Below are 17,627 nucleotides of genomic sequence, written 5' to 3'. Positions count from 1 at the left end.
GAGGGTGACATGGCAATTACAGCACTCGATATTAAAGACAAAACTTTCCATACTAAATTTCGCGGTTACAATGAACGTGAGGTTGATGCCTTTCTCGACGATATCGTTGATGGTTTCGAGGAATTAACTCATAAAAACCGTGAATTAGACACAAAACTGAAAAACCTTGAAGAAAAATTAGTTTACTTTGAAGAAATGAAGGAATCCCTGAGTCAATCTGTTATCTTGGCTCAGGAAACTGCTGAAAAAGTTAAATTCTCAGCAAATACGCAGGCGACAAACCTACTCAGTAAAGCGAACTATGATGCCAATCAACTGATTGATGAGGCTAAAACACGTGCTAATAAGATTTTGCGCGATGCAACTGATGAAGCCAAGGCTGTTGCTATTGAGACAGAAGCTTTGAAACGTCAAAGTCGAGTTTTCCACCAACGCTTGCTTAGCACCATCGAAGGTCAGTTGAATATGATCAATTCGCAAGAATGGAATGACCTCTTGCAACCGACAGCAGTTTACCTACAAAATTCAGATGAAGCCTTCAAGGAAGTTGTCGAAAAAGTTTTAGATGACAATCAAGTCTTAACGAGTGCTGGCACAACGGTGCAGACAGCTGCAGATTCTGACTCTGCTGATGATGCAACCCGTCAATTTACAGAATCAGAAATGGCTGAATTGCAACGCCGTGTTGAAGAGAGCAATCGTATCCTTGAAGAAACACAAAAATTAGATTTGGGAGAAATTTCAGCCGCTATTGATGCAGCTGATGATAATAACTCGAAAACAGATCTAAATAGTCCAATTCAGGATACATCCGAAATGTCAGCTAGTGAGTTAGCTGGCGGTGAGGCTCAAACCTTTAAATTAAATATTCAAGACTAATGAAAATACAATAAGGCGCTTATATTTCCAGCGAGCAGGTGTCGGTGCAAGTCCTGCATTCCCTAACCGTTCTTGTTATCATTTCACAGTTTTTCTGCCCCAATAAAATTAGTAAGGCAGAAGGTTGATAACCTTATCATCGCAAGAGGGACTGGATGCTTTTATCCAGTCCAAAGTAAGGTGGTACCACGAGCTCTCGTCCTTTGCGATGAGGGCTTTTTATTTTATATTATCTTACTTAAAATGTTTTAAGGGATTTCTTAAGAGATAGGGCAAGCCTATGCTCAAAGGATCCTAGTTGCTATCTACTTTTGTTAGTGTATCATTTTAGAAGGAGTAATCATGAAATTAAAAGAAACTTTGAATCTTGGGAATACCGCTTTTCCTATGCGAGCAGGTCTTCCTAATAAGGAACCTCAGTGGCAGGCAGCTTGGTTGGAAGCTGACGTTTACGGGAAACGCCAAGCCCTAAATGTCAATAAACCGGCTTTCTTCCTGCATGATGGTCCTCCCTATGCCAATGGAAATATCCATGTTGGACATGCTATGAACCATATTTCTAAAGACATTATCATCCGCGCTAAGTCTATGATGGGGTTTCGTGCTCCCTATAATCCAGGTTGGGATACGCATGGACTGCCTATCGAGCAAGTTTTAGCCAAAAAGGGTGTTAAACGTAAGGAGCTAGACCGTGCTGAATATCTAAAGATGTGTCGTGATTATGCCCTTTCCCAAGTGGATAAACAGCGTGAGGATTTTAAACGCCTCGGAATGTCGGCCGACTGGGACAATCCCTATGTAACCTTGACGCCTGACTATGAAGCAGCTCAGATTCGTGTCTTCGGGGCCATGGCAGATAAGGGCTATATCTACCGTGGAGCCAAGCCAGTTTACTGGTCCTGGTCATCAGAATCAGCTCTGGCTGAAGCTGAGATTGAGTATCATGATCTCGTTTCTACCTCACTCTTTTATGCCAATAAAGTCACCGACGGTAAGGGAATTTTAGATACTGACACCTATATCGTTGTTTGGACAACAACACCATTTACAATCACAGCTTCTCGCGGTTTGACAGTCGGGGCTGACTTTGTATATGCGACTGTCAAAGTTGTTGGTGATGATCGTAAATTTATCGTAGCTGAAGAATTACTCCCAAGTTTGGCGGACAAATTTGGCTGGGAAGCTTATGAAGTCCTTGAGCGTCACGATGGTTCAGAATTGGAATATATCAAAACCGCCCATCCGTGGGATAGCCATGTTGAAGAACTTGTTATGGTTGGGGACCACGTTACACTGGATTCCGGTACAGGAATTGTCCACACGGCTCCTGGCTTTGGTGAAGATGACTATAATGTCGGTATTAAATATGGACTCGAAGTTTCTGTAACAGTTGATAGTCGCGGTATCATGACGCAAGAAGCAGGGGATGACTTCCAAGGTCAATTCTATGACAAGGTCCTGCCAACAGTCCTTGAAAAGTTAGGTGATCTTCTTCTTGCACAAGAAGAGATCACTCACTCCTATCCATTTGACTGGCGGACTAAGAAGCCGATCATCTGGCGGGCTGTTCCCCAATGGTTTGCTTCTGTTTCTAAATTCCGTCAAGAAATTCTTGATGAGATTGAAAAAACGGAATTTAATCCATCATGGGGGAAAACGCGCCTCTACAATATGATCCGCGACCGTGGTGATTGGGTTATTTCGCGTCAGCGCGCTTGGGGTGTTCCCCTCCCAATCTTCTATGCAGAAGATGGTACAGCTATCATGACTAAGGATGTGACAGATCATGTGGCTGACCTCTTTGCTGAATATGGTTCAGTCATCTGGTGGGAGTGGTCTGCTAAAGCTCTTTTGCCAGAAAGCTATACCCACCCAGGTTCACCAAATGGTGAATTTACCAAAGAAACGGATATCATGGATGTCTGGTTCGACTCTGGATCCTCTTGGAATGGCGTCATGAACCAGCGTGAAGGTCTCGCTTATCCAGCTGATCTTTATTTGGAAGGATCTGACCAGTATCGTGGTTGGTTCAACTCGTCTTTGATTACCTCAGTTGCGGTTAACGGCCATGCGCCTTACAAGGCTATCTTATCACAAGGGTTCGTACTTGATGGTAAAGGTGAAAAAATGTCTAAATCACTTGGTAACACTATCCTTCCGAGTGATGTTGAAAAACAATTCGGTGCTGAAATCTTGCGCCTCTGGGTAACAACTGTAGATACCAGCAATGATGTCCGCATCTCAATGGATATCTTGAAGCAAACCTCAGAAAGTTATCGTAAGATCCGCAATACGCTTCGCTTCTTGGTGGCTAACACATCTGACTTCGATAAAGCTGATGCGGTCGCTTATGAGGATCTTCGCCCGGTTGACCAATATATGATGATTAAGTTCAACCGGTTGGTAGCAACTATCCTCGAAGCTTATAACAATTATGACTTTATGAGTGTTTATAAGGCTGTCAATAATTTCTTGACAGTTGACCTATCAGCGTTCTACTTAGATTTTGCTAAAGATGTTGTCTATATTGAGGCGGCCGACAGCAAGGTTCGCCGCCAGATGCAAACTGTCTTCTATGATATTTTAGTAAAAATCACCAAGCTATTGACGCCTATTCTTCCTCATACGTCTGAAGAAATTTGGTCCTATCTGGACCAAGAAGTAGAGGAGTTTGTTCAATTGACTGATATGCCGGAAGCGCAAACCTTTGCTGATCAGGAACGCATTCTTGATACGTGGGAAGCCTTCATGATCTTCCGTACCCAGGCGCAAAAGGCCTTGGAAGAAGCTCGTAATGAGAAGATTATTGGTAAGTCTCTGGAAGCTCACTTGACAATCTATGCTGACGGAGAAACAAAGAGTCTTCTTGAGGGCCTTCAAAGCGATATCGCTCAGCTTCTAATTGTTTCACAATTAACAGTGACTGACCAAGCAGCACCAGCTGATGCTGTCAGCTTTGATGGAGTGGCCTTCAGTGTTGAACACGCTGCAGGTGATGTGTGTGATCGTTGCCGCCGTACAGATAAAACCACTAAGGAGCGCTCTTATGGCGTAACCATCTGTGACCACTGTGCAGAAATTGTCGAAAACAATTTCCCAGAAGCTGTCGCCCAAGGTTTTGAAGTGAAAGCAAAATAACTATTTTAGTTTATAAACATTGAAATCTTGAGACCTATCATCTCAAGATTTTTTATTTAATAGAAAAACCCCCAGTTCTCATAAGAGCTGAGGGCATATGCTTATATAGTAGTAGGAATTGAGATTTCAATCAACTTTTCTGTATGACTCGATTTGATTTGATCAGGAATAACGATATCTGGATTAATTTTGCGCTTGAAGAAGAACTCACGGATCTTCTCAATTTCTTCATCTTTAATAGCACGATGACGATTTGAAATCAAGAGCTCATAATGACCAGGTGCTTTAGAAAAAATAACATCACTGTTGCCGGCCGAATACACCTCAACTAACTTAGCGTCAGTATTGCGCAGCTGGTTGCGAACAAGATCAGGATGGCTACTTGTAGTATTGATAAGTCTCATGACTATCCTCCTTAAGGGATTTGCATATTACCATTATAGCACGATTTTATTAAAATGGCGGTGCTTGATTATTTTTTATAAACCCTTTTCCACTGCTCAACCCCCCATTTATGGCTTCCTCGCTTAAGCTTACTGACTGCTTCATCAATTGAAAACCAAGCTAGATTATTAAAATCTTCTAAGGGTTTGCCTGTATCTACAAAGTCTGTAACTTCATAGATGTAGGCTGGATTATAAAAATAAGTGTCTCGATGACTGGAATAGAAGTATTCATCAGCCTGGCCGTAATAAGTTCCGAACCGAGCTGTAAAGCCTAGCTCTTCAATCAATTCACGGCTGAGAGCCTGAAGATGGTCTTCACCCTCTTCAATTTCACCCCCCGGTAAAAACCAAGCGCCGTTAGGAGCTTGCACCAAGATAATTTTTGTCTGGTTTGGATTAGGTATGACAGCATAGACACCGTAACGGCTAACGTAGTCTTTACCAGTAATTTTTTCTCCATAAGTAGGATTAGTCATTCTATTGCCTCGTCTCTAATTAGTTTATACTGATTATACCAAGAAAACGGCCTGAAAACATTTCAGACCGTTTAAGTTTTACAATGATTTATTCTGCAAGGGAAGCTTCTTCCTTAAGGGCGGAATCTTCATCCTTCTTAGCCCCCTTGATAGTGATTTTACCATTAGAAGTCATGACAGCCTTGAAATGCTTTTCATTTGGATTATCAAGATAAAAATCGGTAATCGCATCTTCAATATGCTCCTGAATGGTACGACGCAAAGGTCTCGCCCCCATCTTAGGATCATAGCCAAGATCAACTAATTTCTCTTTAACCTTAGCTGTGACATCAAGATGGAGTCCATTGGTAGCTAGACGATTATTAACATCTTCCAGCATCAAATCAACAATCGTCAGTAAGTTTTCCTTACTGAGGGCTTGGAATTCAACGATACCATCGAAACGATTCATAAATTCTGGACTAAAGAAGTTACCCAACTCTCCCAGAACGGAATTAGTACGACCCTCACGAGCCGCTCCAAACCCGACTGAAGCTTCCACTTTACCAGTACCAGCATTTGAAGTCATGATGATAATAGTATCTTTGAAGCTGACTGTACGGCCTTGACCGTCTGTCAGACGACCATCATCTAGCACCTGCAAGAACATATGCATGACATCTGGGTGAGCTTTTTCGACTTCGTCTAAAAGAATAAGTGAATAAGGATTACGGCGGACTTGTTCAGTTAATTGACCAGCTTCTTCGTAGCCAACATATCCTGGAGGGGCCCCAACTAGCTTAGCCACAGCATGTTTTTCCATATATTCAGACATGTCGAAACGGATCATACTGTCAGCAGAACCAAAGAGTTCAATCGCTAACTGTTTGGACAGCTCAGTCTTACCAACACCGGTTGGGCCGACAAAAAGGAAACTACCAATAGGGCGATTCGGAGCTCCCAGACCGACACGGTTACGGCGGATGGCCTTAGCAATCTTATCAACAGCAGCATCTTGACCGATAACATGAGATTTCAAATCATCTGCCAGGTTGACCAACTGCGATTGTTCTTTTTCTTTCAAATCACCGACAGGAATATTGGTTTTTTCTTCCACAATTGCTTCGATATGTTTTTCAGTGATAACCGGAATATCTTGGTCCGATAATTGCTGAGCCTGCATTTCTTTATATTTAGCAATTTGATCACGGAAGTAGGCTGCTTTTTCAAAGTCTTCTTCACGTGTAGCCTGTGCCTTGAGATTTTCTGCCTCAACTAAACGCTTGTCGATATCCTTAGGATCAACAAAGTTGAGCGTTAAATTCATCTTGGAGCCGGCCTCATCCAAAAGGTCAATAGCCTTATCGGGCAAGAAGCGATCTTGAATGTAGCGGTTAGAAAGAACGGCAGCAGCTTCAATAGCGTCATCTGTGTACTTAACATGGTGATAATCCTGATATTTAGGCTGAATACCGCGTAAAATCGTAATGGTCTCTTCAACAGACGGTTCGTCAACCTTAACTGGCTGCATCCGTCGTTCAAGTGCAGCATCTTTCTCAATGATTCGATATTCATTGAGTGTGGTAGCTCCGACCAGTTGCAGATCACCGCGGGCAAGAGCTGGTTTCAGGATATTACCTGCATCCATACTGCCATCGGTTGTTCCTCCAGCCCCAACAATTTCATGGATTTCATCAATAAAGAGAATCACATCTTGGCGTTGACGGATTTCTTCCATCAACTTTTGCATGCGTTCTTCAAATTGCCCTCGGATACCTGTTCCTTGTACTAGACTGACAACATCCAAACGGATAACCTGTTTGTTTTGCAGTTTCTGAGGAACATTGCCATCGACAATTTTTTGAGCTAAGCCCTCGACGACAGCAGTCTTACCTACACCGGGTTCCCCGATCAAAACCGGATTGTTTTTTGTCCGACGGTTGAGGATTTCAATCACTCGCACGATCTCTTGGTCGCGCCCAATAACAGGATCAACATCACCGCGACGGGCAATGTCTGTGACGTTGATACCAAATTCCTCCAAGATTCCTTGAGGTTGCTGAGGTGCTTGGGGCTGCGGACGGCGTCTGCGGTTGTTGCCGCCTCCTCCACCGTTGTTGCCATTTCCATTGCCGCCTGATCTACCAGCTTCTGTTTGAGGAGCGTTAGGCAGTTCTTGGTTAAAAGCGCGAAAATTGTTTAAATCACCAAAGAAATCATCAAAGAAAGAATCCATGGATTGGTTAGTGGGGTTACTATTGAGAATATTTTCTGGATCAGCTTTCATAATCTGGTAGCAGTTCTGGCAGAGATCAATCTGCTTTTGCTGCCCATTGACATTTGTGTATAGATGTATGCTAGCATCGTTAAGTTGACAATTTTGACATAACATAGGATTACCTCCAATCTGACTGATTTGGCCTTATAGTCAATAAAGGTCAAATTCTATGCTGTTATTATAACACTCATAACTTAGAAATCAAGTAAAAAGATTATAATTTTAGCAGAGGAAGAGTGAGAGTGCTAATTTTATAAAAATGAATAAAATACAGTTTATTCTTGACAAAAACGCAAAATATTATAGAATTATTGTATAAAAATACAAAAGGGGTAACCATGGCAAAATCATTTTTAAAAGAAATAGACTTCACAAAACAGGAACTGCTAGATTTAATTACCCAGTCTGCTAAGTTTAAGCAGCTCAAAAAGGATAAGATTCCTCATAACTATCTAGAAGGACAAAATATTGCTCTCATTTTTGAAAAGACTTCTACTAGAACACGTTCAGCCTTTACAGTGGCAGGACAAGATTTGGGAATGAACGTTACCTATCTAGGTACTGGTGAAATCCAGCTGGGTAAAAAAGAATCAATTATTGATACAGCCAGAGTTCTCGGTTCTATGTTCGATGGCATCGAATATCGCGGATTCAGGCAGGAAGATATTGAGACCTTAGCTGCCCATGCCGATGTTCCAGTTTGGAACGGTTTGACAGATACCTGGCATCCTACCCAGATGATAGCGGACTTTTTGACTCTGACGGAGCACTTTGGCAGCCTTGATGGTTTGAGTATCGCCTACCTAGGAGATGGCCGCAATAATATGGCTAATTCCCTTCTGGTAACATCAGCCATTCTCGGTGTCAACTGTACCATTATTGCCCCCAAAGACTTACAGCCTAGTAAGGCTATCATTGATTTAGCACACCTGCACAATACAGGTGCTGTATTAAAAGTGACGGATGATGTGATAGACGTAAAAGGGGTCGATATGATTTATACGGATGTCTGGGTGTCCATGGGAGAAGAAGTCGATTTCAAGGATAGAATTGACTTGCTCCTGCCTTATCAGGTCAACAAAGAGCTGCTTGATTTGGCTGATAATCCTGACCTGATTGTTATGCACTGCTTGCCAGCTTTCCACGATACCAATACCGATATTGGTTATAGCATTTACGAGCAGTACGGCTATAGTGAATTAGAAATTACCGATGAAGTCTTTCAAAAGTACAGCTCGGTTATTTTCCAAGAGGCAGAAAATCGTATGCACGCTATCAAAGCAATTCTTTACCAATCCTATCAAGAGAATTAATAATGTAAAAATCACAGTGATTTCCGGCCTTTCATCTATCTCAATCTTTTACTTTATGGTAAAATAGGGATAGTTAAAAACATTATGATGCAAGAGTTCCTGAAATTCATACGATATTTTGCGGATTTGTATCTTAGTTAAGGAGAATCTACATGGAATCACATTTGGTGAGAATTATTGATCGTCTGAATTTGATGACGACAGATGGAGGCAACTTAAAGAGGAATTTTGAACGTGATGGCCTCGTTGTTGCAGAAGTTTCTTTTGCTAACGACCCCGAAAATGGCCCTGTTTTCACATTGCGTGATATTAAGGCGCGTGAAACCTACACCTTTGACAGCATTGACTTGATTGCTATGGAAATCTATGATCTGCTCTACTAATTAAAAACAAAATAGAAATTAAAAAGATAATTGAATTGATCTTCAGGAGTTGGATTTAAAATCTAACACCTCGGAGGTCTTTTTCTTATTTTTAAACTAGCCTTGCCTGCTGTTCAAATCCAAAAGCAGGGGCCTGTGTATAGGATAAAATTTTTCAGCACCTATAATCAATCTCTTATAATAGCTCTGTGCAGTGATCAGTTGGGAGCTCCGCGTTTCGGTTTTTAGTTCCCTATTTTATTAAGTTTGCTGGACTATTAAGCGAGTATAATGAAGTCAACTTTACTGATCCCTAATCTTAGTTTTGCTGTGAATCTCTCACTCTACTAGCCAATATAGGCTTTCAATAGTCCGAATAATCTTTAATTCCTTTTTAATAGGGAGAACTAATTTTATAAACAGATATTGTATTATTATTCATTTTATGATAGAATTGGTTATAAAATTATTGATAAGCAGCTAAAATTTAAAATATATCTAGCTGGTCTTTAAGAATGGCTCAAAGCCGTATAATAGGAGTAAATCTGTGAATTTTGATTTTTCGTTTTTACCTAAATATTGGGGTTACTTTAACTATGGCGTGATTGTCACCATCATGATTTCTATCTGTGTCGTTTTATTTGGGACCATCTTGGGCGTTCTGGTGGCCCTTGCTAAACGCTCGCACATCAAGTTACTGAACTGGCTGGTTAGCTTTTATGTCTGGGTCTTTCGTGGAACACCTATGGTTGTTCAAATCATGATTGCCTTTCTTTGGATGGACTTTAAAAATGCACCGTCAATCGGTTTTGGTACGGTTGAGTTAGACTTTTCCCGCTTGATTCCAGGTATTATTATTCTGTCTTTAAATAGCGGTGCCTATATTTCAGAAATCGTTCGTGCTGGGATTGAAGCAGTTCCTAAAGGTCAGACCGAAGCGGCTTATTCGCTGGGAATTAAACCAGCCAAGGCAATGCGTTATGTGGTGTTGCCTCAGGCTTTTAAAAATATCCTGCCTGCCTTGGGAAATGAATTTATCACCATTATTAAAGACAGTTCACTCTTGCAGACTATTGGTATCATGGAATTGTGGAACGGCGCCCAAACGGTCTTAGCGACAACCTATATTCCACTGGAACCCCTCTTGTTCGCTGCTTTCTACTATTTGGTGCTGACAACTATTTTGACAGCTGGACAAAAGTCACTTGAAAACCGTCTTGGGAAAGGACAAAAATAATGACAGATACATTGATTAGTATTAAAAATCTGCATAAATATTTTGGCAATAACGAAGTTCTCAAAGGAATAGATTTAGAAATTAAAAAAGGAGAAGTTGTTGCCATCATCGGTCCGTCGGGATCAGGGAAATCTACTTTCCTGCGTGCCATGAACCTGCTGGAAGTGCCGACTAAAGGAACGATCAGCTTTGAAGGTGTTGATATTACAGATAAAAGAAACGACGTTTTCAAGATGCGTGAGAAAATGGGAATGGTGTTCCAACAATTTAACCTCTTTCCTAATATGAATGTACTGGAAAATATTACTTTAGCACCAACGAAAATCAAAGGACAGTCTCGACCTCAGGCAGAAGAAAAAGCCTATGAATTACTGGACAAGGTTGGACTGAAAGATAAGGCCAAAGCCAATCCAACATCGTTATCAGGTGGTCAGCAGCAGCGGATTGCAATTGCACGCGGTTTAGCCATGGATCCAGATGTTCTTCTCTTTGATGAACCCACATCAGCTCTCGATCCCGAAATGGTTGGGGAAGTGCTCGCTGTTATCCAAGACTTGGCGAAGTCCGGTATGACCATGGTTATCGTCACCCACGAAATGGGATTTGCCAAAGAAGTCGCAGATCGTGTTATCTTTATGGATGGTGGTGTCATCGTAGAAGAAGGGAGTCCGCAGCAGGTTTTTGATCAAACAAAGGAGGAGCGGACCAAGGACTTCTTAGGGAAAGTCTTATGAGAGTTAATAAGTAGGAGAATAGAGAAGGAATCAATTTCCCTCGTCTTTCTATTTTGCCGCTGGGATAAACAGAAAAAAGGCAAGTTCTTATAACGCGTTTGTATAAAGAGGCTGAGAATTTTTATCTCGGCTTTTTTAATTAGTATTGGTTAGCTGGCCGATACTAGGCAAGTTTTCTTATCATATTTTAGTTGTAACTTCTTTTTCTGGGGATTCATTATCAATGGAAAAAACGTATTATGCTCAATTTATAGTTGAAAAGTATTTTACAGTTTAAATCTGGAATAAGAACTGTTAAGAGCACCCTATTATAACCATTCTAATCTATTGAAAACAGGCGAATTTACAGCTTTTCTGTGCTATAATAAGGACAAATAAAATTAGTATTTATACTGGTTATTAAAGCACTCCAAGGACTCTGTGAAGCCGTTGTCTAAAAATTAGAAAGCTGCGATAATGGGAAAGGAAGAAATGATTACTGAGCAATTAGAGATTCTGGTTACCTTGCTTTCCTTTGAGTCTTTCATTGATGCCTTGCTTTGCGAGCTTAATTTCCAACTTCTGATCAGCCACTAGATAAGTAGAGCGGTTTTGCGACACGATATTTGGTTAGTTGATTTAACTAACCAAACGGAGTTAGCGAGAGGGGAGCCTATTCACCCTAGTATTTGGTCTTTGTTATCTGCGGAGCGCTTAGATAATAAGCTTCTGCCATAGCTTAATAAAAGGAGAACAAAACTGTGATTTTGCAAGAAGCTAGACTTAATATTCCTTACCAAATCATCAGTATTGACTTGCCTAAGGATAGTTTGCGTCACCTATCTAATTTGGGACTCAAGGTTGGTACTCAGTTGGAACTGATCTCTAGGACTAAAAGCAGCGCTATTGTACTTTTAAAAGCTAACCGTCTAGCCTTTGATGCTTCAATTCTGAGTTGCATTGACGTAACTGAAGTCCATGAGGACACCAGCACCTTGCCCTTATCAGAATTACAAGTTGGTGAGTCTGCTTATATTGATAATATTTTTGCGCTTAATGAGGCCAAACGGCGTTTGATGGACATGGGTTTAACCAAACATACAAAAGTTCATCTTCGAAAGGTAGCTCCTCTGGGGGATCCTATCGAACTTACTGTACGGGGTTACGAACTTACTCTTAGAAAATCAGAAGCTCAAATGATCAGTGTCGTTAGAATTAAAAATTAGAATGGCGGTGAGATGATGATAGAAGTAGCTTTAATTGGCAATCCTAATAGCGGTAAAACTAGCCTTTTCAACCTACTGACAGGAACTAGCCAGCGCGTTGGTAATTGGCCAGGGGTAACAGTTGAGCGAAAGAGCGGTCAAGTAAAACAATTGCGGCAGGTTGCTGTTCAGGATTTGCCTGGAATTTATTCCATGTCTCCTTACAGTCCAGAAGAGAAAGTGGCACGCGATTATCTTTTGAGCAACCAGCCCGATGCGATCCTAGATGTTGTTGATGCGACTAACTTGGAGCGGAATCTTTATTTAACGACTCAATTGATTGAAACAGGTATTCCTGTCACTATTGCCCTTAATATGAGTGATGTTCTTAAGGGACAGAAGAAAACTATAGATCTGGAAAAACTGTCCTACCAGCTGGGAGTCCCTGTCATTGCGACCAGTGCCTTGAAGAATACGGGCGTGGATAAGGCTATTAAAAAAGCTTGTCAAACGACCAAAAGCACAGTTGAAACTGTGCAATACCCTACTTACGATGACAAGTTTGAAGCGGCTCTCGCTCAAATTGTGGACGTTTTAGGTCAGACGGTACCGGAGATGTCCAACCGATTTTATGCCATAAAGCTTTTTGAACGTGATCAGTTGGTTCAAGATGAACTTGATCTGTCTCCTTTTCAAAGGAAAGAAATCGATGAAATTATCAGGATCACAGAGGAAATCTTTACCGAAGATTCTGAGTCTCTGGTCGTCAATCAGCGCTATGCCTTTATTGAAAAAGTTAGCCAGATGGCCCAGAGTCAAAAGGATGATTTCAAGCTCTCTTTATCAGATAAAGTTGATAAGGTTATTACCAACCGAATTTTGGCCTTGCCGATTTTTGCTGCAGTGATGTTCTCGGTTTATTACTTATCTATCCAAACGGTAGGAACCATGGGGACTGACTGGGTCAATGATGTCCTTTTTGGTCAGTATGTCCCTGATGCTGTGGCAGCTATCTTACAAGATTTAAAAGTGGCTGATTGGCTTCAGTCGCTGATTATTGATGGCATTGTTGCCGGTATCGGAACGGTCTTAGGATTTTTACCGCAAATTTTTGTCCTCTTTGTTTGTTTAGGGATTTTAGAGGACATTGGTTATATGAGTCGAATCGCCTTTGTCATGGATCGCATTTTTAGACGATTTGGCCTATCCGGTAAATCTTTTATTCCTATGCTAATTTCGACTGGCTGTGGCGTGCCGGGGATTATGGCGAGCCGAACCATTGAAAATGAACGGGATCGTCGTATTACCATCATGACAGCAACCTTTATGCCCTGTTCTGCTAAATTATCCATTATAGCTTTGATTGCTGGAGCCTTTTTCCCGCACAATCCTTGGATTGCACCGAGTGCCTACTTTATGGGGATGGTGGCCATTATTCTATCGGGAATAGCTCTCAAAAAAACCAGTGTTCTGGGAGGCTATACCAGTCCCTTTATTATGGAGTTGCCAAGTTATCACCTGCCCAAGGTCAATGCTGTTCTGCGTTATGCTTTAGGAAAAGCAAAGAGCTTTGTCAAACGAGCTGGGACCATTATTTTTAGCCTGACAGTCTTAATTTGGTTTATGTCTTCCTATAATTTTGCCCTTCAGGCAGTCGAAACTGAGAATAGTATCTTGGCCGGCCTCGGTCGCTTATTGGCCTGGATTTTTACACCGTTAGGCTTTGGCAACTGGCGGGCGACTGTTGCAGCGATCACAGGACTGGCGGCCAAAGAAACGGTTGTCGCAACCTTTGGAATTCTCTATCACAATCCTGATGCTACAGAGACCAGTCACGCTCTGTGGACTAGTTTACGGGGAGACTACACAGCATTGGCAGCCTACTCTTTCTTAACTTTTAATCTCCTGTGTGCTCCTTGCTTTGCCGCTATTGGTGCTATCAAGCGGGAGATGGGCAATCTCAAATGGACCCTACTGGCTATAGGCTTTCAAACAGGATTAGCCTACTTGGTCAGCCTAATTATGTATCAGTTTGGCTTGGTTCTGCTATATGGAAAAGCGGTGACTTCTTGGACAGTCATAGCAGCTGTGCTTCTCGCTTTTATGAGTTACTTCATTCTAAGAAAACCGCGTCAAGTCAAGGAGACTGTTATCACCTTGGAATCTTTGTCATTGGCACAAGAACAATAATCGAGGAGGTATTAGGATGTCAACAATTATCATTGCCAGTCTAATTGTCCTAGCAATGCTAGGCGGTATTAGGCACTATGTCAAACAAAAAGGTTCCTGTGGTGATTGTGATTGTGCCTGTCCGATCAAGGAGGAGATGCATAAAGTTGCTAAGACTAATCACCATTTATCTTAATTTGAATAAAATAGGAGTACTAAAATAAGGCGTAGTTTACCTAGGCCTTTTTTGGTATAATAAAGAAAAGTACTTATTGATAGTAGGGAGAGAACAATGTCAGGAAAATTGATTGATGGTAGAGCCCTAGCTCAGAAAAAACAAGCTGAGTTAGCCGATAAAGTTGTTCAGTTTAAGTCGGAACATGGCTTTGTGCCAGGCCTAGTTGTGATTCTTGTAGGGGATGATCCAGCTAGTCAAGTTTATGTACGTAATAAAGAACGGGCAGCTCTGGCAGCGGGATTTAGAAGTGAAACCCTTCGTTTGTCTGATGCCACTAGTGAGGAAGAGTTGCTCGAGTTAATCGCTAAATATAATCAAGATCCAGCCTATCACGGGATTCTGGTTCAGCTGCCCTTGCCCCATCATATCAATGATAAACGTGTGATTTTAGCTATTGACCCTCACAAGGATGTCGACGGGTTTCACCCTATGAATACAGGCCATTTATGGTCAGGCCGACCGTTGATGGTGCCTTGTACACCAGCTGGTATCATGGAAATGCTGCGCGAGTATGAAGTAGACCTAGAGGGTAAGACGGCAGTCATCGTCGGGCGCTCTAATATTGTTGGTAAACCTATGGCTCAGCTCCTCTTGGGTAAAAATGCTACAGTAACCCTTACTCATTCGCGAACCCGTCATTTGGCGGCTGTTTGCAAACAGGCAGATATTTTGATTGTAGCTATAGGTCAAGGCCATTTTGTAACCAAGGATTTTGTCAAGGAAGGAGCAGTAGTTATTGATGTCGGGATGAATCGTGATGACGATGGTAAGCTCATCGGAGATGTGAAATTCGACGAAGTTGTAGAGCTAGCTAGCCTCATTACTCCCGTTCCAGGGGGTGTTGGTCCCATGACCATTACTATGCTTCTCGAACAAACTTATCAAGCAGCGCTAAGAAGTGTGACACTATGATTATTGATGACATATTAGCAAGGAAAATAATACAGCCCCGTCCCCTTAAGAGTCATAAGGGGATTTTTGGCCGTGTCCTCCTTATCGGCGGCCTCTACCCTTATGGCGGGGCTATCATAATGGCAGCCCTAGCAACTGTCAAGAGTGGAGCAGGTTTAGTCACAGTTGCAACTGATCAGACCAATATTTCTGCTTTACATGCCCATTTACCAGAAACTATGGCCTTTAATGTGACAGACAGAAAACGATTGACTCAACAAATTCAAGCTGCAGACCTTGTTTTAATAGGTCCAGGACTGGGTGATAGTGAGGCAGGCAAAGCAGCCTTAAGTGCTGTTCAAGCTGTTGCCCGTGCAAATCAGGTATTAGTAGTAGATGGTTCAGCGATCGATTTATTGGCCGAACAAAGTCCGATTAGTTGGCCTATCAGTAAGCTAATCCTAACGCCTCATCAAAAGGAATGGGAACGCTTGTCTGGTATCAGTATTTCGGAGCAAACAGTGGAGAATACACAGGCGGCCCTTACTCAATTTCCGCCAGCGACTATTCTCGTTGCAAAATCACACCAAACCAAGATTTTTGATCAAAAGGGGCATCTAGGCGAATTGCGCGTGGGCGGTCCCTATCAGGCAACTGGGGGTATGGGAGATACCTTAGCTGGTATGATTGCAGGTCTTGCTGCTCAGTTTAGAGACAATCTATTTGAGACTGTTGCAACTGCGGTTTATCTTCACTCAGCGATCGCAGATGACCTCTCTAAGGATAATTATGTCGTTCTCCCTACCGCCATCAGCAGGGAGCTGCCCAAGTGGATGAAGGAGATGAGTGGCAAGAAGCCCATTTAAAACTCCTTTTGATGCTAATAAGGTGACCATATTGCCATCAAGACCATTTCCACCATATAAGCCAGGCTAAGGAAGGGAACAAATGCTAGAGGTCCCTTTTTCTTTTGGAGAAGAAGTGCAAAAATAGCTAAAAGACTGCCCATCTGGATGATCCAAAGCAAGTTTCGTAAGTCTAAACTAATAGCTAAAAGAGCAAGATAGTAACAGTCACCGGCACCTATTCCCAAGGGAATCAACTGGCAGATAATTCCCATTAATATAAAAAAGCCAAAAAGCAAATTTCCGTGATAAAAAGGTAGTAAGATTAAACCAGCTAACAGCACAATAATTAGGGGATAACTTTGATTGCGAATGTCGTAGAGACTTAGGGTTAGACTGGTGAAGACCAAAAAGATTTGCGACCAATCCAATTCGCCCTGCCAGCCCAGCCAAAAAATCAGAGCACAGTTAATTTCCAGCAAACTGTATGTTAAAGGGAGGTTTTGATCGCAGAACCGGCAGCGAAAGCGATTGATAAGTTGTGAGAAAATAGGAATCAGATCCCTAATAGGCAAGGTTTGGCCGCAATAATTACAATGACTGCGCGGTTTTATAATAGATTCTTCTGGGAACCGATCGACAATTAAACCGATAAAAGAACCTAGACTGGCACCCAAGGCCATAATCAATATACTCTCCATACCTATCTATCCGAAAAAAGTTCAAATAGTTGCACATGGCTGTGAAAAAACCTATAATAAAGGTGTTACCAGATAAGAATCATTCTAAAAAAGGTAACTATTCGTTATTTAAGCAGTTCTACAACTGCCTAGCCTTTATTCTGAGGAGGAGTTATATATGGCAAATTCTGTTGAAACTATTTATGAAAGCCTAACTGAAAATATAGACCCACAAGCAGCTGACTCGCGCGCTAAAACAAAAGCTGTTCTCAATCAAGCGGTAGCTGATTTATCTAAAGCAGTTTCTATTGTTCACCAGATTCATTGGTATATGCGCGGAGCAGGTTTTTTATATCTGCATCCCAAGATGGATGAACTTATGGATACCCTCAATGCAAGTTTGGATGAAATCAGTGAGCGCTTGATTACACTTGGCGGTTCTCCCTATTCAACGCTGAGAGAATTTGATCAGCAATCAAAACTCATTGAAGAAAAGGGTACTTGGTCCAAATCTATGCCGGAACACCTAGTGCGCTTAGCAGAGGTTTATACTTATTTAGATAAGCTCTATCAAGTTGGTCTGGACGTTACCGATGAAGAAGGTGACGCTCCATCGAATGATATTTTTACAGCAGCCCAAGCAGATGCTGAGAAGACCATCTGGATGCTGCAGGCTGAACTAGGTCAAGCACCAGGGCTGTGAGCTAGAAACTAGATTAATATGGCTAGGGTTGGGTCGTCCCAACCTTATTTTTGTCTGTTGAGCAAGTTCCAAGGA

At 41.9% G+C, this 17,627-nt stretch carries 16 protein-coding genes; 12 read left to right on the top strand and 4 right to left on the bottom strand.

Features of this window, described 5'->3' with window-relative positions:
- Nucleotides 1–9: 9 nt before the first annotated feature.
- Nucleotides 10–879, top strand: a complete 870-nt coding sequence (locus tag ACVR1G_RS02120) for a DivIVA domain-containing protein (RefSeq protein ID WP_447451571.1) — start codon at nucleotides 10–12, stop codon at nucleotides 877–879.
- 342 nt (nucleotides 880–1,221) lie between these two features.
- Entirely contained in the window at nucleotides 1,222–4,017 is a 2,796-nt protein-coding gene (gene ileS / locus ACVR1G_RS02115) for an isoleucine--tRNA ligase (RefSeq protein ID WP_447451570.1), read from the top strand.
- A gap of 101 nt (nucleotides 4,018–4,118) precedes the next feature.
- On the opposite strand, the gene ACVR1G_RS02110 is transcribed toward ileS, so the two are convergent.
- The 3 genes from ACVR1G_RS02110 to ACVR1G_RS02100 form a co-directional block, all read right to left on the bottom strand.
- On the bottom strand, nucleotides 4,119–4,421 hold the full coding sequence (locus ACVR1G_RS02110) for a DUF1827 family protein (protein ID WP_447451569.1): 303 nt from the start codon (nucleotides 4,419–4,421) through the stop codon (nucleotides 4,119–4,121).
- A 68-nt stretch (nucleotides 4,422–4,489) separates the two neighbouring features.
- Complete coding sequence (locus tag ACVR1G_RS02105) at nucleotides 4,490–4,939, bottom strand: NUDIX hydrolase (protein WP_447451568.1); 450 nt, start codon at nucleotides 4,937–4,939, stop codon at nucleotides 4,490–4,492.
- 88 nt (nucleotides 4,940–5,027) lie between these two features.
- The gene (locus ACVR1G_RS02100; RefSeq protein WP_447451567.1) at nucleotides 5,028–7,310 is read right to left on the bottom strand and encodes an ATP-dependent Clp protease ATP-binding subunit; all 2,283 of its coding nucleotides are present in this window, start codon (nucleotides 7,308–7,310) and stop codon (nucleotides 5,028–5,030) included.
- Between the two features lie 224 nt (nucleotides 7,311–7,534).
- Here ACVR1G_RS02100 and argF point away from each other — a divergent pair, with 224 nt between their 5' ends.
- From argF to ACVR1G_RS02055, 9 genes are all read left to right on the top strand, one after another.
- Nucleotides 7,535–8,509, top strand: coding sequence for an ornithine carbamoyltransferase (gene argF / locus ACVR1G_RS02095; RefSeq protein WP_447451566.1), 975 nt, complete (start codon nucleotides 7,535–7,537; stop codon nucleotides 8,507–8,509).
- A 152-nt stretch (nucleotides 8,510–8,661) separates the two neighbouring features.
- Complete coding sequence (locus tag ACVR1G_RS02090) at nucleotides 8,662–8,892, top strand: DUF1797 family protein (protein ID WP_447451565.1); 231 nt, start codon at nucleotides 8,662–8,664, stop codon at nucleotides 8,890–8,892.
- Between the two features lie 526 nt (nucleotides 8,893–9,418).
- A complete protein-coding gene (locus ACVR1G_RS02085; protein ID WP_447451564.1) occupies nucleotides 9,419–10,108 on the top strand; it encodes an amino acid ABC transporter permease in 690 nt (229 codons plus the stop codon).
- Nucleotides 10,108–10,842, top strand: a complete 735-nt coding sequence (locus tag ACVR1G_RS02080; protein WP_447451563.1) for an amino acid ABC transporter ATP-binding protein — start codon at nucleotides 10,108–10,110, stop codon at nucleotides 10,840–10,842. Before ACVR1G_RS02085 ends, ACVR1G_RS02080 begins: the two co-directional genes overlap by 1 nt.
- A gap of 740 nt (nucleotides 10,843–11,582) precedes the next feature.
- Nucleotides 11,583–12,047 carry a ferrous iron transport protein A gene (locus ACVR1G_RS02075; RefSeq protein ID WP_447451562.1) on the top strand — a complete coding sequence of 155 codons (465 nt, stop codon included), beginning with the start codon at nucleotides 11,583–11,585 and terminating at the stop codon, nucleotides 12,045–12,047.
- Nucleotides 12,048–12,062: 15 nt separating this feature from the next.
- On the top strand, nucleotides 12,063–14,216 hold the full coding sequence (gene feoB, locus ACVR1G_RS02070) for a ferrous iron transport protein B (RefSeq protein ID WP_447451711.1): 2,154 nt from the start codon (nucleotides 12,063–12,065) through the stop codon (nucleotides 14,214–14,216).
- Nucleotides 14,217–14,232: 16 nt separating this feature from the next.
- Nucleotides 14,233–14,391: a FeoB-associated Cys-rich membrane protein gene (locus tag ACVR1G_RS02065; protein WP_447451561.1), complete on the top strand. Its 159-nt coding sequence runs from the start codon at nucleotides 14,233–14,235 to the stop codon at nucleotides 14,389–14,391.
- A gap of 96 nt (nucleotides 14,392–14,487) precedes the next feature.
- A complete protein-coding gene (locus ACVR1G_RS02060; protein WP_447451560.1) occupies nucleotides 14,488–15,345 on the top strand; it encodes a bifunctional methylenetetrahydrofolate dehydrogenase/methenyltetrahydrofolate cyclohydrolase in 858 nt (285 codons plus the stop codon).
- On the top strand, nucleotides 15,342–16,190 hold the full coding sequence (locus tag ACVR1G_RS02055) for an NAD(P)H-hydrate dehydratase (protein WP_447451559.1): 849 nt from the start codon (nucleotides 15,342–15,344) through the stop codon (nucleotides 16,188–16,190). Before ACVR1G_RS02060 ends, ACVR1G_RS02055 begins: the two co-directional genes overlap by 4 nt.
- A gap of 14 nt (nucleotides 16,191–16,204) precedes the next feature.
- Here ACVR1G_RS02055 and ACVR1G_RS02050 read toward each other — a convergent pair whose 3' ends face one another.
- Nucleotides 16,205–16,870 (bottom strand): prepilin peptidase, encoded by a 666-nt coding sequence (locus tag ACVR1G_RS02050; RefSeq protein ID WP_447451558.1) that lies wholly within the window; start codon nucleotides 16,868–16,870, stop codon nucleotides 16,205–16,207.
- Between the two features lie 157 nt (nucleotides 16,871–17,027).
- Here ACVR1G_RS02050 and ACVR1G_RS02045 point away from each other — a divergent pair, with 157 nt between their 5' ends.
- On the top strand, nucleotides 17,028–17,552 hold the full coding sequence (locus tag ACVR1G_RS02045) for a Dps family protein (protein WP_447451557.1): 525 nt from the start codon (nucleotides 17,028–17,030) through the stop codon (nucleotides 17,550–17,552).
- Nucleotides 17,553–17,627: the final 75 nt, after the last annotated feature.

The organism is Streptococcus dentasini, assembly GCF_053206945.1.
Note: the sequence above shows the minus strand (reverse complement) of the source record. Positions and strands in the feature narration are given on the sequence as shown.